Source organism: Agromyces cucurbitae, from assembly GCF_058349945.1.
On sequence record NZ_JBYRES010000002.1, the window covers coordinates 909,818 to 926,934 of the forward strand.

A 17,117-nucleotide genomic window follows, 5' to 3' on the forward strand; every position below is an offset into this window, starting at 1 on the left:
TCAGCGCGGCGCGACGGCGGCCCACGGCACGGTGAGCTCGCCCAGCCGGCTGCGGCGGGGGCCGCCGATGACGGGCCAGCCCTCGTGGCGCAGGGTCGCCACCATGGCGATCCATCGCTGCGAGGGTCCGTAGACCGCGAGCGGCGCGTGCACGCGCCAGGCGGCGTCGAGCGTCGCGAGCAGCTCGTGGATCCGCTCGCCGGGCACGTTGCGGTGGATGAGCGCCTTCGGCAGCCGCTCGGCCACGATCGACGGCGTCTCGAGGCCCGAGCGGCGCAGGCTGATCGTGAACGTGCGCGGACCCTCGGCCCCCAGGCCGACCCAGCTCGCGACCCGGCCGAGCTCGTCGCACGTGCCCTCGACGAGGAGGCCGCCGGGTGCCAGCCGCGACCGCATGAGCCGCCATGCGCCGTCGACGTCGGACTCGCCGTACTGCCGCAGGACGTTGAACGCGCGGATCACGGCCGGCCGGCGGTCGCCGGGCGTCGGCACCTCGAAGCCGCCGACCGCGAAGTCGACGTCGAGGCCGGGGGCGAAGTGGGTGTCGCCGGCCCGCACCCGCGCGAGCTGCTCGCGCGCCACCCGCACCCGCTCGGGCTCGATCTCGAGGCCGAGCACGTGCACGTCGGGCCGCACGTGCGCGAGTCGCGAGGCGAGTTCGAGCGCCGTCACGCCGCTCGCACCGTAGCCGAGATCGACGACGAACGGATCGGGCGCGCGCACGAGGGCGGGGTGCGCGGCGATCCAGCGATCGACGCGGCGGAGCCGGTTCGTGTTCGTCGTGCCGCGGGTCACCGTGCCGACGCGCTGCCCGGGACGCAGGCGCCGTGGGTGGGGCGAGGCGTCGGGCATGCCTCCAGTCTCGCAGGCGACGCCCGCGCGCTCGACGAGGCGGACCTCCGCGCGGCGCCGGCCGCGGCATCCCCGGTCATCGCCCGTCACGAGACGGGGGCGCGGATGCCCCGCCGGTAGGCTGTTCGCATGCCTCACACCCTCGTGCTGCTCCGCCACGGCAACAGCGAATGGAACCAGAAGAACCTGTTCACCGGTTGGGTCGACGTGCGACTCTCCGAGCTCGGCCGCACCGAGGCCGCGCGCGCCGGCGAGCTGCTGCGCGAGTCGGGCCTGCTGCCCGACGTGCTGCACACCTCGGTGCTGACCCGGGCGATCCAGACCGCGAACATCGCGCTCGACGTCGCCGACCGCGCGTGGATCGACGTGCGCCGCACGTGGCGTCTCAACGAGCGCCACTACGGCGCGCTGCAGGGGCTCGACAAGGCCGAGACGCTCGAGAAGTACGGCCCCGAGCAGTTCCAGCTCTGGCGCCGATCGTTCGACGTGCCGCCGCCCGTGCTCGGCGACGACTCCGAGTGGTCGCAGGTCGGCGACCCGCGCTACGCGTCGCTCAGCGACGACGAGCTGCCGCGCACCGAGTGCCTGAAAGACGTGATCGCCCGCATGCTGCCGTACTGGGAGGAGGGCATCGTGCCCGACCTCGCCGCCGGCAGGACGGTGCTCGTCACCGCCCACGGCAACTCGCTGCGTGCGCTCGTGAAGCACCTCGACGGCATCAGCGACGACGACATCGCCGAGCTCAACATCCCGACCGGCATCCCGCTGGTCTACGAGCTCGACGACGACTTCCGCCCGGCGAAGCCGGCCGAGTACCTCGACCCCGAGGCAGCGGCGGCGGGTGCGGCCGCGGTCGCCGCGCAGGGCAAGAAGTAGGCGCGAGCCGCGTCGAGACGAACGAGGGGGATGCCGCACCGGCATCCCCCTCGTTTCATGTCTGCTTCGCGCCTCAGAGCGCGGACTTCTCCGGGTCCCAGTCGCCGGTCGCGAGGTACTGCACCTTCTTCGCGATCGACACGGCGTGGTCGGCGAAGCGCTCGTGGTACCGGCTCGCGAGCGTCGCGTCGACCGTGTCGACGGTCTCGCCCTTCCACTTCTCGCCGAGCACCTTGTCGAACACCGAGAGGTGCAGCGCGTCGACCTTGTCGTCCTCGTTGCGGATCTCCTCGGCGAGGTGCACGTCCTCCGTGCGCAGCAGCTCGACGAGCTTGCGCGCGATCTCGACGTCGAGCCGGCCCATCTCGGCGAAGGTCGGGCGCAGCGACTTCGGCACGACCTTGTCGGGGAACCGGTAGCGGGCGAGCTGCGAGATGTGGGTCGACATGTCGCCCATGCGCTCGAGCGACGCGCTCACGCGAAGGGCGCTCACGACGATGCGCAGGTCGCGGGCGACGGGCTGCTGGCGGGCCAGGATCGTGATCGCGAGCTCGTCGAGCTCGACGGCCGCCTGGTCGATCTTGTCGTCGTCGGCGATCACCTCCTCGGCCAGGCTGACGTCGGACTCGTTGAACGCCCGGGTCGCCTTGTCGATCGAAACGGCGACGAGGTCGGCGATCTCGACGAGTCGCTCCTGCACCTCGGCCAGCTCCTGCTGGAACACCTCACGCATGTTCGGGATACCTCTGTCTCTCATCGGCCGCGCGCACAGCACGAACGGGCCGGGTCGATTCCGGCTCCGCGTCATCTTCCCCGGCGCAGGTGAACAACAGGTGCCGGGTCCGTGAACACTCCCCAACGTACCGCCAGCCGCCGGGGGAGCGGGCGGAAACGGCGCGTGCGGCGTCGTTAGTCTGGTGCCATGGATTCCACCTGGGCAGTGCTCACGGCGCTCGCCTTCGGCCTCTTCCTCGGGGCCGCCTTCATGATCGTGCTGCACATGGCCGAGCGCCGCGGGTCGAGTGCCGCGAAGGTCGTCGCGCCGACGATCCCCGACGGCGTCGACCAGGTGCTCGAGGTGCTGGAATCCGCGGGCGTCGTGCTCGATCCGTCGAACAACGTGCTGCGCGCCTCGCCCGGCGCGCTCGCGATGGGGCTCGTGCGCCACCAGGCGCTCGTGCATCCCGAGCTCCTCGAGCTCGTCGCGGCGGTGCGACGGTCGGGCGAGCCCGTGGCCGAGGAACTCGCGGTCGCGCGTTCGCCCCAGGGCGACGCCACGATGCGCCTCCGGGTGCGGGTCGCCCGCCTCGGCACGCGGTTCGTGCTGCTCCTCGCCGAGGACCGCACCGAGTCGTATCGCCTCGACGAGGTGCGCCGCGACTTCGTCGCGAACATCAGCCACGAGCTCAAGACGCCCATCGCCTCCGTGAGCCTGCTCGCCGAGGCGCTCGACCAGGCGGCCGACGAGCCCGACCAGGTGCGCCGCTTCGCGGGCCGGCTCTCGATCGAGGCGACCCGGCTCGCCCACATCACGAGCGAGGTCATCGAGCTCTCCCGGCTGCAGGCGAAGGACGCCCTCCGCCCCGACGTGCTCGTCGACGTCGACGAGGTCGTCGCGGCGGCCGTCGACCAGAACCGCGTCGTCGCGGGCGGCAAGCAGGTCGAGGTCGCGGTGAAGGCGGCCACGGGCGCGAAGGTCTACGGCGACCGGGCGCTCATGGTCGTGGCCGTGCACAACCTCGTGGCGAACGCGATCGCCTACTCGAACGAGGGCGGGCGGGTCGGCGTCGGCACCAAGATCGTCGACGGCTCGGTCGAGATCGCGGTCACCGACCAGGGCATCGGCATCGACGCCGACGAGCTCGATCGCGTGTTCGAGCGGTTCTACCGGGTCGACCAGGCCCGCTCGCGCAACACGGGCGGCTCGGGCCTCGGGCTCAGCATCGTCAAGCACACGGTGCAGAACCACGGCGGCGACGTGCGCGTGTGGTCGCAGCCCGGCCGCGGGTCGACCTTCATGATCACGCTGCCGATCGCCGACGAGGCGCCGGCCGCCGCCGCGGCGCGCGAGGAGCCGACGGCGAAGCCGGCCACGAAGTCGTCGAAGTCGTCGAAGGGCGGCAAGCCCTCGAAGGCGCCGAAGACGTCCCCGGCGTCCGAGTCGTCGAAGATCCCGAAGGCGGATGCCGCTGGCACGAGCCGACGCGCTGCGAAGGTCGCAGCATCCGACCGAGGAGAACCCCAGTGACCCGCATCCTGCTCGTCGAGGACGAGATCGCCCTCTCCGACCCGCTGAGCTTCCTGCTCGAGCGCGAGGGCTACGAGGTCGAGGTGGCGGCCGACGGCCCCACGGCGATCGCCGCGTTCGACCGCGGGGGAGCCGACCTCGTCCTGCTCGACCTCATGCTGCCGGGGCTCCCGGGCACCGAGGTCTGCCGGGAGCTCCGCAACCGCTCGTCGGTGCCGATCATCATGCTCACCGCGAAGGACTCCGAGATCGACATCGTCGTGGGCCTCGAGCTCGGCGCCGACGACTACGTGACGAAGCCGTACAAGACGCGAGAGCTCCTCGCCCGCATCCGGGCCGTGCTGCGCCGGCGCACCGAGATCGAGGACTTCGACGAGTCGGTGCTCGAGGGCGGCCGGGTGCGCATGGACGTCGACCGGCACACGGTCGAGGTCGACGGCGTGCAGGTGCCCATGCCGCTCAAGGAGTTCGAGCTGCTCGAGCTGCTCATGCGCAACCCCGGCCGCGTGCTCACCCGCGGCCAGCTCATCGACCGGGTGTGGGGCTCCGACTACTTCGGCGACACCAAGACGCTCGACGTGCACATCAAGCGCATCCGCTCGAAGATCGAGACGCAGCCCTCCGAGCCCGTGCAGCTCGTCACGGTGCGCGGCCTCGGCTACCGGTTCGAGGCCTGAGACCCCGGCCTTCCGCGCCCGGTCCCGCAACCGCCCCCGTTCGGGGGACTCGTGTGCCACGATCGAGGCATGACTCCGAACCCGATCCCGGCCACCCCCGCGGCACCGGCGAGCGCCGACGGCGTGCCGGCCCGTCACAACGTGCTCGGCTATCTCGGCGCGGGGCTGGGGGTGCTCGCGCTCATCGGCGTGGCCACCCCGAGCATCCTCCTCGAGTTCCTCGGCGGAGCGCTGCTCATCGTCGCGCTCGTGCTGTCGATCGTCGCGATCTTCCGCCCGGGGCCGAAATGGCCGGCGTTCGTCGGCATCGGCATCTGCTTCGCCGCCGCGGTCACCGCGACGGTGATGTTCGTGATCGGCTTCCTGGGCGCCGTCTCCGGCTGAGGCGCTGCGCGCTCGCCGCGGGAACGCAGAAGGGCGGATGCCGCAGCATCCGCCCTTCGGAACGTTCGTGTGAAGGCGGGTCAGCCCTCGGTCGGTGCCTCGGTCGCGTCGTCACCGCTCTGGAACTCGACCGAGCCTTCGGAGGCCTCGACCTCGGACGGCAGGAGGCCCGCGTACTCGGGCAGTCGGCCGTCGAGCACGGGGACCTGCTTCTCGATGCCCTCGGCGGTGCCGTACTGGAAGTAGATGGGCAGGAGCGCGCCCGGCTTGGTGTCGATGCCGCGCAGCACGAGGGGCTGCACGACGTCGAGCTCGTCTTCGTCGGCCACGCCGAAGGCGACGGTCGCGCCGGCGTCGACCGGGATCGTCTCGGTCTCGCCGTCGGCGACCTGGACGCCGAGGTCGACGTCTTCGTCGCCGTCGTTCACGATGGTGAGCACGAGCGTGCCGTCGACGCCGTCGTCGCTCACGACGAGCACGTTGCGCAGGTGGAGGTCGCCGACGTTCACGCCGACGCCGTCGCTCGCGTCGTACGGCTCGGTCGTCGCCTGATAGGTCAGCATCGAGCAGCCGCTCGCGCCGAGCGCGATGCCGAGGGCCAGAGCAGCTGATGCCGCGAGACGCGCCTTCACAGAACCTCCAAAGTGCGAGCGTGTGCGCACGCTCGCCCGGTGGCGCGCGTGATCGACTCCGAGCATATCGCACGGCCGACCCCGGCCCGCGAAGGGGAGGCGAACCTTAGCACGATCGCGAATGTGATATCCTGAAAGTTGCCGAAAGGACTACTATTCATGCTTTTTGAGGTTGGCGAAACCGTCGTTTACCCCCACCACGGAGCCGCAACGATCACCGAGGTGAAGAAACGGATCATCAAGGGTGAAGAGAAGCTCTACCTCAAGCTGAACGTCACGCAGGGCGACCTCGTCATCGAGGTGCCGGCCGAGAACGTCGACCTCGTCGGCGTGCGCGACGTCATCGGCAAAGAGGGGCTCGACAAGGTCTTCGAGGTGCTGCGCGCACCGTTCACCGAGGAGCCGACCAACTGGTCGCGCCGCTACAAGGCGAACCTCGAGAAGCTCGCGTCGGGCGATGTCATCAAGGTCTCCGAGGTCGTCCGCGACCTGTGGCGCCGCGACCAGGACCGCGGGCTCTCCGCCGGTGAGAAGCGCATGCTCGCCAAGGCCCGCCAGATCCTGATCTCCGAGCTCGCGCTCGCCGAGAAGACCGACGAGGAGGCGGCTTCGACCGTCCTCGACGAGGTCCTCGCGTCCTGACCCGAGCCGACGCGCGCGGCTACGCTCGTGACATGAGCTCTCCGCGCACCGCCGTCATCGTCGTCGCCGCCGGAAGCGGCGCCCGACTCGGCCACGTCGAGCCGAAGGCGTTCGTGCCGCTGGGCGGCGGCACCGTGCTCTCCACCGCGATCGCCGGTGTCCTCGCCATGCGCGAGGCGCCGGCGATCGTCGTCGTGGTGCCCGAGGCGCGCGTCGACCTCGTGCGCGACGAGCTCGCGCCGGCCGTCGCCGCGGCGGGCGCGGAGCTCGAGGTCGTCGCCGGCGGCGCGACCCGTCAGGAGTCCGTGGCCCGGGGCCTCGCGCTCGTCGGGCCGGCCGTCGACACCGTCCTCGTGCACGACGCGGCGCGGCCGCTCACGCCCGGGCTCGTCTTCGACGAGGTCGAGGCCGCCGTGCGAACCCGGGGCCACGGCATCGTGCCCGCCCTCGAGGTGGTCGACACCATCAAGCGGGTCGCCGGAGGGGCGGTGGTCGAGACCGTCGACCGGTCCGAGCTGCGTGCCGTGCAGACGCCGCAGGGCTTCCCGCGCGGGGCGCTCGAGCACGCGTACCGCATGGCGCGCGCCGAGTACACCGACGACGCCGCGCTCGTCGCGGCGGCGGGGCTCGACGTCGACACCGTGCCCGGCGACGTGCGCGCGTTCAAGATCACCGTTCCGGCCGACCTGCACAGGGCCGAACGGCTGCTCGCGGAGTCGGCCGCGTCCCGTCGGGCGGCGCCGGCGCCCGCACGACCGGTGCTCCCGCGCATCGGCACGGGCACCGACGTGCACGCCTTCGCCGACGACGACACCCCGCTCTGGCTCGCCGGACTCGAGTGGCCGGGGGAGCGCGGGCTGTCCGGGCACTCCGACGGCGACGCCGCGGCGCACGCGATCTGCGACGCACTGCTCGCCGCCGCCGGTCTCGGCGACGTCGGCAAGGTCTTCGGCACCGCCGACGAGCGCTTCGCGCGTGCGCACGGCGAGGTCTTCCTCGCCGAGACGCGACGCCTGGTCGAGGCATCCGGATTCGTCATCGGCAACGTCACCGTGCAGGTCGTGGGCAACCGGCCGAAGCTCGCGCCGCGCCGAGGCGAGGCGGAGGCGCTGCTCGGAGGCGTGCTCGGCGCGCCCGTGAGCGTCGCCGCCACGACGAGCGATGCGCTCGGCTTCACGGGACGCGGCGAGGGCGTCGCGGCCATCGCGACCGCCCTCATCCTCCCCGCGTGAACACGTCTCGCCGGGCACGGCGCCGGTAGGCTTGGCGGGTGACCGTGCGACTCTACGACTCGAAGGCCCAGGCGCTGCGCGACTTCGTGCCCCTCCGCGAGGGGCGCGTCGGCATGTACGTCTGCGGTCCGACCGTGCAGTCGAGCCCGCACATCGGGCACCTCCGCAGCGCGCTCGTGTACGACATCATGCGCCGCTGGTTCTCGTACCGCGGCAACGACGTGACCTTCGTGCGCAACGTGACCGACATCGACGACAAGATCCTCGACGCCGCGCACCGCGAGGCGCAGGGCGCGGGCGAGGAGTGGTGGGCCCTCGCCTACCGCATCGAACTCGAGTTCACGTCGGGGTACGCGCAGCTCGGCATCCTGCCGCCGACGTACGAACCGCGGGCGACCGCGAGCGTGCAGCAGATGCAGGAGCTCATCGCACGCCTCATCGAGCGCGGACACGCGTACCCCGCGGCCGACGGCTCGGGCGACGTCTACTTCGACACCTCGAGCTGGCCCGCCTACGGCGAGCTCACGAGGCAGTCGCGCGACAAGATGGAGGCGGCGGCCGACGCCGACCCCCGCGGCAAGCGCGACCCCCGCGACTTCGCCCTGTGGAAGGGGCGCAAGGCCGACGAGCCCGAGTCGGCGGGCTGGCGCTCGCCCTGGGGCGAAGGGCGCCCCGGATGGCACATCGAGTGCTCCGCGATGGCGGCGCGCTACCTCGGGGACGAGTTCGACGTGCACGGGGGCGGGCTCGACCTGCGCTTCCCCCACCACGAGAACGAGCTCGCGCAGTCGACCGCCGCCGGGCAGCCCTTCGCGCGCTACTGGGTGCACAACGGGCTCGTGAACATCGGCGGGCAGAAGATGTCGAAGTCGCTCGGCAACTCCGTCTACGCTGCCGAGCTGCTGGGCCTCGCGTCGCCGCTCGCCGTGCGGTACCTCCTCGGGCAGGCGCACTACCGCTCGACGCTCGACTACTCCCCGGGCTCGCTCACCGAGGCCGAGGCTGCGGTCGACCGCATCCGCACGTTCCTGCAGCGCGTCGAGCGACGCCTCGCGGGCACCCGGTTCGCCGGGGTCGGCGCCCCCGAGGTGCCGGCGGCCTTCGCCGAGGCGATGGACGACGACCTCGGGGTGCCGCAGGCCCTCGCGGTGCTCCACGAGACCGTGCGCGCGGGCAACCAGGCGCTCGACGACGAAGAGCTGCACGACGCCGCGACGGCCCACGGCCAGGTCGGCGCCATGGTCGGGGTGCTCGGCATCGACCCCCGTGACCCGCACTGGGCCACGGCCGACGCCGGCCCCGCGGCATCCGCACTCGGCTCGCTCGTCGAGCGCCTGCTCGACGACCGTCGCGCGGCGCGCGAGGCGAAGGACTGGGCGACCGCCGACCGCATCCGCACCGAGCTCGCCGAGGCGGGCATCACCATCGAAGACAGTCAGACCGGCACGCATTGGAGCTTGGGATCATGAAGGGCAGCAGCGGCAAGTCGCGCGCCGGAGCCGTGCGCAAGGGCGGCCACGGCAAGCAGGCCGGAACCGGCGGGCACGGGCGCAAGGCGCTCGAGGGCAAGGGGCCGACGCCGAAGGCGGAGGACCGCGCCTGGCACCCCGCCGGCAAGCGCAAGGCGGCGCAGGAGCGCTACGCCGCGGCCGGCGGCAAGGGCAAGCCCGGCGGCCGTGTCGCGGGGCAGAAGGCCGGCGCACCGCGCGGAGCGTCGGGCGCCTCGCGCCGCGCCAAGTCGGGCGACGAGTCCGAGATCGTGACGGGCCGCAACTCGGTCGTCGAGGCGCTGCGCACCCGCATTCCGGCGTCGACCCTCTACATCGCCGCGCGCATCGAGATGGACGACCGCGTGAAAGAGGCCGTCAAGATCGCGACGAACCGCGGCATCCCGATCCTCGAGGTCATGAAACCCGAGCTCGACCGGCTCGCCGGCGAGGGCGGCGTGCACCAGGGACTCGCGCTCAAGGTGCCGCCGTACGAGTACGCGCACCCGATCGAACTGCTCGACGAGGTGATCGCCCGCGACGAGACGCCGCTGCTCGTGGCCCTCGACGGCATCACCGACCCCCGCAACCTCGGCGCCATCCTGCGCTCGACCGGGGCGTTCGGCGGCCAGGGCGTCATCGTGCCGCAGCGCCGTTCGGTCGGGGTCAACTCGGCCGCGTGGAAGACGTCGGCGGGCGCCGCCGCCCGCGTGCCCGTCGCGATGGCGGCCAACCTCACGCAGACGCTCAAGAGCCTCAAGGAGCGCGGTGTGTTCGTGCTCGGCCTCGACGGCGACGGCGACGTGTCGCTGCCCGGCCTCAGCTGGGCCGACCGGCCGATCGTCATCGTCGTCGGCAGCGAGGGCAAGGGCCTCTCGCGGCTCGTCGCCGAGACGTGCGACGCGATCGTGTCGATCCCGATCAGCGCGGTGACCGAGTCGCTGAACGCGGGCATCGCCGCGTCGGTCACGCTCTACGAGATCGCGAAGCTGCGCGCCGCCGCCGAGTAGCCGTGGCGGCGACCGGCAGGCGGCGACCGGTGACCGGCAGCCTCAGACCTTGAGCCGCCAGTCGTCCTCGTCGTCGGGGTCGATCGCGCTGATCGCCGCGGTCTCGGTCGGCACGACCTCCATCGCCGCGGTCACGGCGCCGGTGGGCGGCCCGATGACCGTCGCCTCGTCGCGCCGGTGGCGCAGCACCTCGTTGACGTACGACGACACCGCCTCGGCGAGCGGGATGTCGTGCCCGGCGCGCTGCGCCATGAACCAGCGGTGCTCGAGTAGCTGGTGGAACACCTCGGCGGGCTCGAGCTTGCGACGCAGCTCGATCGGGATGGCCCGCACGACCGGCTCGAACACCCGCATGAGCCACTCGTGCGCGACCATCTCTTCATCGAGGTCGGCCTTGCCGTACGCCGCGCGGTAGGAGTCGAGGTCGTTGAGCAGGCGGCGGGCCTGGTTCTCGCCCGCATCGAGGCCGGTCAGTCGCAGCAGGCGCCGCTGGTGGTGCCCCGCGTCGACGACCTTCGGCTGGATGCGGACCGTCGTGCCCGAGGCATCCGTCTTGATCGCGAGCTCCTCGACGTCGAAGCCCAACTCGTTCAGCCGGTTGACGCGCTCGGTGATGCGCCAGCGCTCGGCGCCGGGGAACGATTCGGAGCCCGTGAGCTCGCCCCAGAGCTTGCGGTACGCGTCGACGATGCCGTTCGAGATGCGCACCGGGTCGAGCTCGTCGGCGACCTTGCCGCCCGCCTCGAGGTCGAGGAGCTCGCCCGCGATGTTGACGCGCGCGATCTCGAGGTCGTTCTCGCGCTGGCCGTTCGAGAGCCCGCCCTCGTAGAGCTTGCCCGTCTCGGCGTCGACGAGGTACGCCGCGAACGCGCCCGCGTCGCGGCGGAAGAGCGTGTTCGACAGCGACACGTCGCCCCAGAAGAATCCGACGATGTGCAGGCGCACGAGCAGCACCGCGAGCGCGTCGACGAGGCGGGTCGCGGTGTCGGGGCGCAGCGTCTGCGAGAACAGCGCCCGGTAGGGGAGCGAGAAGCGCAGGTGCCGGGTGACGAGCACGGGCTTGAGCTCCTCGCCCTCGTCGTCGGTGCGGTTCGTGATGACCGCGACGGGCTCGACGCAGGGGATCTCGAGTCGCTGCAGGGTGCGCAGCATCTCGTACTCGCCGCGCGCCATCTCGGCGGTGGTCTCCTTGATCGCGACGACGTGCCCGCCGAGGTGCGCGAAGCGCACGAGATGCCGCGAGATGCCCTTCGGCAGCGCGGCGATCGCGTCGGACGGCCACGATTCGAGGGGCAGGTCCCACGGCAGGTCGAGGAGCGCGGGGTCGGCCATCGCCGAGGTGATCGAGAGTGAGCCGCTCATACGTCGATCCTTCCAGTCTTCGGGCGGCGGATGCCGCGCCCGGGCTCGCCCGGGGGCGCCGGAGGCCGCCCGCCGGAGACGACGATGCCGGCCGGGCCCAGGGCCCGACCGGCATCGATCGTCATGGTCGCGTCAGCTGACGACGGCCTTGTTGCCGAGGCGGTCGCCCGACTCGGCGTCGAAGAGGTGCACGTGGTTCGGCGTCGCGGTGAGGTACACCTTGTCGCCGGCGTTCGGGTGCGAGCGGCCGTCGACGCGGGCGACGATGTCGGTGCGCTTGCCCTCGACCGTCGAGTGGCCGTAGAGGTAGCCGTCGGCGCCGAGCTCCTCGACGAGGTCGACGTCGACCTCGAGGCCCTCGCCAGGGGTCGACGAGACGACGATGTCCTCGGGGCGGACGCCGATCGTGGCGATCGTGTTCGTGGTCTCGGCGAGGATGTCGCGGTCGACGGGCACGACGGCCGAGCCGAACTTGACGCCCGACTCGGCGAGGTCGGCGTGGAAGAGGTTCATGGCGGGCGAGCCGATGAAGCCGGCGACGAAGACGTTGTTCGGCTTCTCGTACAGGTCGCGCGGGGTGCCGACCTGCTGCAGCACGCCGTCCTTCAGCACCGCGATGCGGTCGCCCATCGTGAGCGCCTCGGTCTGGTCGTGCGTGACGTAGACCGTCGTGACCCCGAGGCGGCGCTGGAGCGAAGCGATCTGGGTACGGGTCTGCACGCGGAGCTTGGCGTCGAGGTTCGACAGCGGCTCGTCCATGAGGAAGACCTGCGGCTGGCGCACGATCGCGCGACCCATGGCGACGCGCTGGCGCTGGCCGCCCGAGAGGGCCTTCGGCTTGCGGCTGAGGTACGGCTCGAGGTCGAGCAGCTTCGCGGCCTCGAGCACGCGCGCGGCGCGCTCCTCCTTGCCGACGCCGGCGATCTTGAGCGCGAAGCCCATGTTCTCGGCGACGGTCATGTGCGGGTAGAGCGCGTAGTTCTGGAAGACCATCGCGATGTCGCGGTCTTTCGGGGGCACGTCGGTGACGTTGCGCTCACCGATGAAGATGTTGCCGTCGTTGACCTCTTCGAGGCCCGCGAGCATGCGGAGCGACGTGGACTTGCCGCAGCCCGACGGGCCGACGAGCACGAGGAACTCGCCGTCGGCGATCTCGAGGTCGAGCTGGTCGACCGCGGGGCGGGTGCCGCCCGGGTAAAGGCGGGTGGCCTTGTCGAACGTGACTGACGCCATGTTGATTTCTCTCCTTCACCGGCAGGTACGTGCCGGACGATCCGTTGTGATGGAAGCGCGTCGACGGTGACGCCTCCTCAGTATCGCATGCGGCGCGGGCGCTTCGGACCACGGGCGGTGCCGCGCGAGTGCTGCCGCGAACGCCGCCGGCCGCGCGTCCGAGCATCCAGTGGCTGTTCGGGTGATTCCCAGATGCCGTTCCTACTATCGTGTTCACGTGCGCCCCCCTGTTTCGGCGCGCCCACACAGCGACCGGAGTGACCATCGATGAGCAACGGCGGATCCAACCAGCCACGCCCCACCCGTAACCAGCAGCGGGAGGCCGCCCGCCAGAAGGCGCGCGAGCTTCGCGAGGCGCAGAAGAAGCGCGACCGCCGCAACAAGGTGCTCATCCAGGGCGGCATCATCGTGGCGGTCATCGCGATCGCGGCCCTCGTCGGCACGCTCATCTTCAACAGCGTGAAGCCCGCTGGCCCCGGCCCCGCCAACATGGCGAGCGACGGCATCGTGCTGACGGGCGCCGACGGCGCGATCACGCCGGTCGAGACCCCGGCGCTCGCCGCGGGCGCCACGCCGACGCCGACCGAGCAGGACGACAGCGGCACCGTCGCGAACATCGTCGTCTACGTCGACTACCTGTGCCCGTTCTGCGGCCAGTTCGAGACGACCAACGGCGACGCCATCAAGACCATGGTCGAGCAGGGCGCCGCGACGCTCGAGACGCACCCGCTCGCCATCCTCACCAACCGCTCGAACGGCACCCAGTACTCGCTGCGCGCCGCCAACGCGGCCGCGTGCGTCGCCGACACGTCGCCCGAGGCGTTCCTCGACTTCAACGCGCTCCTCTTCGCGAACCAGCCCGAGGAGAACAGCGACGGCCTCACGAACGACGAGATCAAGGGCTTCGTGAAGGAGTCGGGCGCCTCCTCGGTCTCGACGATCGAGAAGTGCATCGACGAGACGCAGTTCAAGTCGTGGGTGCAGGAGGCGACGACGCGCGCCCTCACGCAGCCGGTGCCGAACTCCGAGCTCGAGTCGATCAAGGGCACGCCGACCGTGCTCGTCAACGGCAAGCAGTACGTCGGCTCGCTCACCGACCCGGCCGAGTTCCAGTCGTTCGTGCTGCAGGCGACCGGCGAGGCGTTCAGCGAGTCCAACTCGTCGCCGTCGCCGACTCCCAGCCCCACGCCCGCGAGCTGATCGGTCGCGATCCGCACGAAGGCCCGGCGCACGTCGCCGGGCCTTCGTCGTCTCCGGGCGCCGAGTAGGATGGTCGAGGCCCGGCTCCGCCCGTGCCACGCCGGCTTGGCGCAATTGGTAGCGCACCGTACTTGTAATACGGGGGTTGCGGGTTCAAGTCCCGCAGTCGGCTCTTGACCGAGCACCCTGCCGACGTGCACCAGCCGCACCAGCACGCCGAGCGCACGCGCATGCCGCGCTGGATCGCGGTCGTGCTGGCGATCGTGTTCGGCGCCTGCACCGCGTTGCAGTCGCGGGTCAACGGAGCGCTCGCGGCCGACCTCGGCGATCCGTTCGCGGCGGCCGCGATCTCGTTCGGGTCAGGACTCGTGATCCTCGCCGTGGCCCTCGGCGTGTGGCGTCCGGGGCGTCTCGGGCTCGCTCGGGTGACGGACGCGCTCCGTACGCGCCGGCTCGCCTGGTGGATGGTGCTCGGCGGGTTGAGCGGGGCGTGGTTCGTGACGACCCAGGGGCTGTCGGCGGGCCTGCTCGGCGTCGCGATGTTCACCGTGGCGATCGTCGCCGGGCAGACGATCGGCGGCATCGTGTTCGATCTCGCGGGGCTCGGCCCGGGCGGGCGCCGGCCGTTGTCGCCGACGCGGGTGCTCGGTGCGCTGCTCGCACTGGCCGCGATCGGCTGGGCCGTGTCGGCGCAGCTCGCCCACGACGTGCCGCCGCTGCTCATGCTGCTGCCGTTCGCCGCCGGGCTCGCCGTCGCGTGGCAGCAGGCCGTCAACGGCCGGGTCAAGGCCGAGGCGTCGAGTGCGCTCACCGCGGCGTTCGTGAACTTCGCCGTCGGCACGGTCGCCCTCGTCGTCGTCGCGGTGGCGCACGGCGCGGCGGGCGGCTGGCCCGAGCGCCTGCCCTCCGAGCCCTGGCTCTACGCGGGCGGCGCGATCGGGTGCGTCTTCATCGCCGGCCAGGCGCTCGTCGTGCGCGTGGTCGGGGTGCTCCTGCTCGCGCTCTGCGGCGTCGCCGGGCAGCTCGCCGGCGCGCTGGCGCTCGACCTCCTCCTGCCGACCGGCCGCGCCGTCGACGCCGCGACGATCGGCGGCACGCTGCTCGCGCTCGCCGCCGTCGCGGTCGCCTCGATCCGATGGTCGCGACACCGGCACCGCGGCGACGAGCCGGTGCGGTCGGGCGAGGTCAGTCGAGCGAGCTGAACTGCGGCGGCTTGGCCGGCCCGCGCGGCGCACGGTCGCCGATGCGGCCGCCGACGTAGAGCCAGCCGAGCAACTGCTCGTTGGGCGCGAGCCCGTGCATCTCGGCGACGGCGGGATGCCGCGTGTGCGGTCCGGTGCGCCACATGACGCCCCACCCCGCCTCGTCCAGGAGCAGGCTCAGCATGTGGGCGACGCCTGCCGCCGCCGCATCCTGCTCCCACTCGGCCGCCTTCGGGTGCCACGTGCGCCTGATGACGAGGGCGATGAGCAACGGCGCCCGGAGCGGCTTGGCCGCGAGCTTCTGCGCGGCCTCGCCCTCGAGGCCCGACGCCTCGACGAGGGCGTCGCCGAGACGGCGCCGCGCGTCGCCGCGCAGGGCGATCGTGCGCCAGGGTCGCAGCCCCGCGTGGTCGGCGACCCGTTCGGCCGCTTCGAGCAATCCGAGCAGCTCGGCGTCGTCGGGTGCGGCATCCGTGACCTTCGGTGCCGAGCGGCGCGCGAGCGCCGCCCGGCGAGCCGGGCCGTTCGTCACTGCTCGGGCGTGAAGTCGAGCGCGAGCGAGTTCATGCAGTAGCGGTCGCCGGTGGGCGTGCCGAACCCGTCGGGGAAGACGTGCCCGAGGTGCGAGCCGCAGGCCGCGCAGCGCACCTCGGTGCGCACCATGCCGAGGCTGCGATCCTCGATGAGCTCGACCGCCTCGGGGCGGACCGACTCGTAGAAGCTCGGCCAGCCGCAGCCGGAGTCGAACTTCGTGCCGCTCTTGAACAGCTCGGCGCCGCACGCGCCGCACGTGTAGACGCCGGCGCGCTCCTCGTCGAGCAGCTCGCCCGACCACGGGCGCTCGGTGGCCGCCTGGCGGAGCACCTGGTAGCGCTCGGGGTCGAGCTCGGCGCGCCACTCCTCATCGCTCTTCTGCACCGGGTGGGTCATGGGCGCTCCTCTCGTTCGCGGGCCGATTCCATCGTCGCAGTTCCTGGCCGGATGCGACGACATGAGGTGCAACGCCGCAGGGTCGTGCCCTGTTCCGGGCCGTGCCGACCGGTTCCGCGGGGACACACGCGCCCATGCGGCGGCCTCTCGGGGAGCGTTGCCTAGGATGTGCTGCAGGCGGGCCGACCGGCTCGCGCGAGGGAGGACCGCATGAGCGCCGAGCGCGTGCCGCACCGCCCCGACGACGCCGCGCTCGACGATCGCCAGCTGCGGGTACTCGCCTTCGAGGCGCGCGCCTGGCAGCAGCCCGCCCGCAAGGCCGAGGCGATCCGCGACGAGTTCGGCATCTCGGCCGCCCGCTACTATCGGATCCTCGGCGAGCTCATCGACTCGCCCGCCGCCCTCCGGCACGATCCGATGCTCGTCAAACGATTGCAGCGACTGCGGTCGGCACGCCGGGCAGCGCGGTCGCAACGTTCGCTCTCACTCGGCCGACCGCTCGACTGAGCCCGGCCCCGAACCCGATCTGGACCCCATGGCGCAGAAGTTCCCCCGCGACCGCTTCGACTCGATCCCGCACGGCATCGACCGCGTCGGCGCGCACCGCGCGCCCGCACGCCGCGGCGCGAAGTGGATCAAGTTCGGCTGGGCCGCCCTCGCCACGGTCGTGCTCGCCGGCATCGGCATCGCCGGCGTGATGATCTTCAACGACCGGCTGAACGTCTCCGGGGAGCCACAGGCGACCCCGTCGGCCTCCCCGGCCCAGACGGCGGAGCCGACCATCGCCCCGATCCCGGTCACGGTGCTGAACGGCACGGCGACCGAGGGGCTCGCCGCGACGGCGAGCGCCGCGCTGACGGCCGGCGGCGCGACCGTGGGCGCCACCGCCAACGCGAGCGAGAACGACCTCACCGAGACGGTCGTCTACTACGCGACCCCCGACCTCGAGGGGGCTGCGCGCGGCGTCGCCGGGCTGCTGCCCGAAGCCGACGTCCGGCTGTCCGAGAGCTTCGCCGAGACGGGCACGCCGCTCGTCGTCGTGCTCGGCTCCGACTACGCCGAGGCCACGGCCGGCTGATCTCCGTCGAATCGTTGCCATTCTGCGACCATTCGTTGCGAAACCCCCCTTGTGCCCGGGATGCCGCCTCTG

19 protein-coding genes and 1 tRNA gene are annotated in these 17,117 nt (G+C 72.1%); 13 read left to right on the forward strand and 7 right to left on the reverse strand.

Going from position 1 to position 17,117, the window contains the following annotated elements:
• Nucleotides 1-852, reverse strand: coding sequence for a class I SAM-dependent methyltransferase (locus tag AC3RJ6_RS10990; RefSeq protein ID WP_491427084.1), 852 nt, complete (start codon nt 850-852; stop codon nt 1-3).
• 129 nt (nt 853-981) lie between these two features.
• On the opposite strand from AC3RJ6_RS10990, the gene AC3RJ6_RS10995 reads away from it, so the two are divergent.
• On the forward strand, nt 982-1,728 hold the full coding sequence (locus AC3RJ6_RS10995; protein ID WP_491427085.1) for a phosphoglyceromutase: 747 nt from the start codon (nt 982-984) through the stop codon (nt 1,726-1,728).
• A 73-nt stretch (nt 1,729-1,801) separates the two neighbouring features.
• On the opposite strand, the gene phoU is transcribed toward AC3RJ6_RS10995, so the two are convergent.
• Nucleotides 1,802-2,461, reverse strand: a complete 660-nt coding sequence (phoU, locus tag AC3RJ6_RS11000; RefSeq protein ID WP_244853047.1) for a phosphate signaling complex protein PhoU — start codon at nt 2,459-2,461, stop codon at nt 1,802-1,804.
• 189 nt (nt 2,462-2,650) lie between these two features.
• Between phoU and AC3RJ6_RS11005 the strand changes: the two genes are divergently transcribed.
• The 3 genes from AC3RJ6_RS11005 (at nt 2,651) to AC3RJ6_RS11015 (ending at nt 5,037) form a co-directional block, all read left to right on the forward strand.
• Nucleotides 2,651-3,976 (forward strand): sensor histidine kinase, encoded by a 1,326-nt coding sequence (locus tag AC3RJ6_RS11005; RefSeq protein ID WP_491427086.1) that lies wholly within the window; start codon nt 2,651-2,653, stop codon nt 3,974-3,976.
• Nucleotides 3,973-4,653 (forward strand): winged helix-turn-helix domain-containing protein, encoded by a 681-nt coding sequence (locus AC3RJ6_RS11010; RefSeq protein ID WP_491427087.1) that lies wholly within the window; start codon nt 3,973-3,975, stop codon nt 4,651-4,653. Before AC3RJ6_RS11005 ends, AC3RJ6_RS11010 begins: the two co-directional genes overlap by 4 nt.
• A gap of 69 nt (nt 4,654-4,722) precedes the next feature.
• Nucleotides 4,723-5,037 carry a hypothetical protein gene (locus tag AC3RJ6_RS11015; RefSeq protein WP_491427088.1) on the forward strand — a complete coding sequence of 105 codons (315 nt, stop codon included), beginning with the start codon at nt 4,723-4,725 and terminating at the stop codon, nt 5,035-5,037.
• Nucleotides 5,038-5,117: 80 nt separating this feature from the next.
• Here the strand turns inward: AC3RJ6_RS11015 and AC3RJ6_RS11020 are convergent, their stop codons facing one another.
• Nucleotides 5,118-5,669, reverse strand: coding sequence for a hypothetical protein (locus AC3RJ6_RS11020; RefSeq protein ID WP_491427089.1), 552 nt, complete (start codon nt 5,667-5,669; stop codon nt 5,118-5,120).
• 159 nt (nt 5,670-5,828) lie between these two features.
• Here AC3RJ6_RS11020 and AC3RJ6_RS11025 point away from each other — a divergent pair, with 159 nt between their 5' ends.
• The 4 genes from AC3RJ6_RS11025 to rlmB are packed head-to-tail and all read left to right on the forward strand — an operon-like array spanning nt 5,829 to nt 10,040.
• Nucleotides 5,829-6,311: a CarD family transcriptional regulator gene (locus AC3RJ6_RS11025; protein ID WP_022889889.1), complete on the forward strand. Its 483-nt coding sequence runs from the start codon at nt 5,829-5,831 to the stop codon at nt 6,309-6,311.
• 32 nt (nt 6,312-6,343) lie between these two features.
• The gene (gene ispD, locus AC3RJ6_RS11030) at nt 6,344-7,543 is read left to right on the forward strand and encodes a 2-C-methyl-D-erythritol 4-phosphate cytidylyltransferase (protein WP_491427090.1); all 1,200 of its coding nucleotides are present in this window, start codon (nt 6,344-6,346) and stop codon (nt 7,541-7,543) included.
• Between the two features lie 38 nt (nt 7,544-7,581).
• The gene (gene cysS, locus AC3RJ6_RS11035) at nt 7,582-9,012 is read left to right on the forward strand and encodes a cysteine--tRNA ligase (protein WP_491427091.1); all 1,431 of its coding nucleotides are present in this window, start codon (nt 7,582-7,584) and stop codon (nt 9,010-9,012) included.
• Nucleotides 9,009-10,040, forward strand: coding sequence for a 23S rRNA (guanosine(2251)-2'-O)-methyltransferase RlmB (rlmB, locus tag AC3RJ6_RS11040; RefSeq protein ID WP_491427092.1), 1,032 nt, complete (start codon nt 9,009-9,011; stop codon nt 10,038-10,040). The genes cysS and rlmB overlap by 4 nt, the downstream gene beginning before the upstream one ends.
• Nucleotides 10,041-10,082: 42 nt before the next feature.
• Here the strand turns inward: rlmB and AC3RJ6_RS11045 are convergent, their stop codons facing one another.
• Together AC3RJ6_RS11045 and AC3RJ6_RS11050 are read right to left on the reverse strand one after the other, a co-directional pair.
• Nucleotides 10,083-11,402, reverse strand: a complete 1,320-nt coding sequence (locus AC3RJ6_RS11045) for a DUF4032 domain-containing protein (protein WP_491427093.1) — start codon at nt 11,400-11,402, stop codon at nt 10,083-10,085.
• A 132-nt stretch (nt 11,403-11,534) separates the two neighbouring features.
• A complete protein-coding gene (locus AC3RJ6_RS11050; RefSeq protein ID WP_491427094.1) occupies nt 11,535-12,635 on the reverse strand; it encodes an ABC transporter ATP-binding protein in 1,101 nt (366 codons plus the stop codon).
• 267 nt (nt 12,636-12,902) lie between these two features.
• Between AC3RJ6_RS11050 and AC3RJ6_RS11055 the strand changes: the two genes are divergently transcribed.
• The 3 genes from AC3RJ6_RS11055 to AC3RJ6_RS11065 all read left to right on the forward strand — a co-directional run bounded on the left by AC3RJ6_RS11055 (nt 12,903) and on the right by AC3RJ6_RS11065 (nt 15,037).
• Nucleotides 12,903-13,835: a DsbA family protein gene (locus AC3RJ6_RS11055; RefSeq protein WP_491427095.1), complete on the forward strand. Its 933-nt coding sequence runs from the start codon at nt 12,903-12,905 to the stop codon at nt 13,833-13,835.
• A gap of 99 nt (nt 13,836-13,934) precedes the next feature.
• Nucleotides 13,935-14,007 (forward strand) — tRNA-Thr (locus AC3RJ6_RS11060).
• Nucleotides 14,008-14,029: 22 nt separating this feature from the next.
• Nucleotides 14,030-15,037: a DMT family transporter gene (locus AC3RJ6_RS11065; RefSeq protein WP_491427096.1), complete on the forward strand. Its 1,008-nt coding sequence runs from the start codon at nt 14,030-14,032 to the stop codon at nt 15,035-15,037.
• Here AC3RJ6_RS11065 and AC3RJ6_RS11070 read toward each other — a convergent pair.
• Nucleotides 15,021-15,569 (reverse strand): nitroreductase family protein, encoded by a 549-nt coding sequence (locus tag AC3RJ6_RS11070; RefSeq protein WP_491427097.1) that lies wholly within the window; start codon nt 15,567-15,569, stop codon nt 15,021-15,023. The genes AC3RJ6_RS11065 and AC3RJ6_RS11070 overlap by 17 nt on opposite strands.
• Nucleotides 15,566-15,967, reverse strand: a complete 402-nt coding sequence (gene msrB, locus AC3RJ6_RS11075; protein WP_491427098.1) for a peptide-methionine (R)-S-oxide reductase MsrB — start codon at nt 15,965-15,967, stop codon at nt 15,566-15,568. The genes AC3RJ6_RS11070 and msrB overlap by 4 nt, the downstream gene beginning before the upstream one ends.
• Nucleotides 15,968-16,177: 210 nt before the next feature.
• Between msrB and AC3RJ6_RS11080 the strand changes: the two genes are divergently transcribed.
• Together AC3RJ6_RS11080 and AC3RJ6_RS11085 are read left to right on the forward strand one after the other, a co-directional pair.
• Complete coding sequence (locus tag AC3RJ6_RS11080; protein ID WP_491427099.1) at nt 16,178-16,474, forward strand: DUF3263 domain-containing protein; 297 nt, start codon at nt 16,178-16,180, stop codon at nt 16,472-16,474.
• Nucleotides 16,475-16,502: 28 nt separating this feature from the next.
• On the forward strand, nt 16,503-17,045 hold the full coding sequence (locus AC3RJ6_RS11085) for a LytR C-terminal domain-containing protein (protein WP_491427100.1): 543 nt from the start codon (nt 16,503-16,505) through the stop codon (nt 17,043-17,045).
• Nucleotides 17,046-17,117 lie beyond the last annotated feature (72 nt).

What these genes read in the sequence shown, in the direction of transcription:
- AC3RJ6_RS10990 (WP_491427084.1), bottom strand. Translation starts at nt 852, where the DNA reads ATGCCCGACGCCTCGCCCCACCCACGGCGCCTGCGTCCCGGGCAGCGC.
- AC3RJ6_RS10995 (WP_491427085.1), top strand. Translation starts at nt 982, where the DNA reads ATGCCTCACACCCTCGTGCTGCTCCGCCACGGCAACAGCGAATGGAAC.
- phoU (WP_244853047.1), bottom strand. Translation starts at nt 2,461, where the DNA reads ATGCGTGAGGTGTTCCAGCAGGAGCTGGCCGAGGTGCAGGAGCGACTC.
- AC3RJ6_RS11005 (WP_491427086.1), top strand. Translation starts at nt 2,651, where the DNA reads ATGGATTCCACCTGGGCAGTGCTCACGGCGCTCGCCTTCGGCCTCTTC.
- AC3RJ6_RS11015 (WP_491427088.1), top strand. Translation starts at nt 4,723, where the DNA reads ATGACTCCGAACCCGATCCCGGCCACCCCCGCGGCACCGGCGAGCGCC.
- AC3RJ6_RS11025 (WP_022889889.1), top strand. Translation starts at nt 5,829, where the DNA reads ATGCTTTTTGAGGTTGGCGAAACCGTCGTTTACCCCCACCACGGAGCC.
- ispD (WP_491427090.1), top strand. Translation starts at nt 6,344, where the DNA reads ATGAGCTCTCCGCGCACCGCCGTCATCGTCGTCGCCGCCGGAAGCGGC.
- rlmB (WP_491427092.1), top strand. Translation starts at nt 9,009, where the DNA reads ATGAAGGGCAGCAGCGGCAAGTCGCGCGCCGGAGCCGTGCGCAAGGGC.
- AC3RJ6_RS11045 (WP_491427093.1), bottom strand. Translation starts at nt 11,402, where the DNA reads ATGAGCGGCTCACTCTCGATCACCTCGGCGATGGCCGACCCCGCGCTC.
- AC3RJ6_RS11050 (WP_491427094.1), bottom strand. Translation starts at nt 12,635, where the DNA reads ATGGCGTCAGTCACGTTCGACAAGGCCACCCGCCTTTACCCGGGCGGC.
- AC3RJ6_RS11055 (WP_491427095.1), top strand. Translation starts at nt 12,903, where the DNA reads ATGAGCAACGGCGGATCCAACCAGCCACGCCCCACCCGTAACCAGCAG.
- msrB (WP_491427098.1), bottom strand. Translation starts at nt 15,967, where the DNA reads ATGACCCACCCGGTGCAGAAGAGCGATGAGGAGTGGCGCGCCGAGCTC.
- AC3RJ6_RS11080 (WP_491427099.1), top strand. Translation starts at nt 16,178, where the DNA reads ATGAGCGCCGAGCGCGTGCCGCACCGCCCCGACGACGCCGCGCTCGAC.
- AC3RJ6_RS11085 (WP_491427100.1), top strand. Translation starts at nt 16,503, where the DNA reads ATGGCGCAGAAGTTCCCCCGCGACCGCTTCGACTCGATCCCGCACGGC.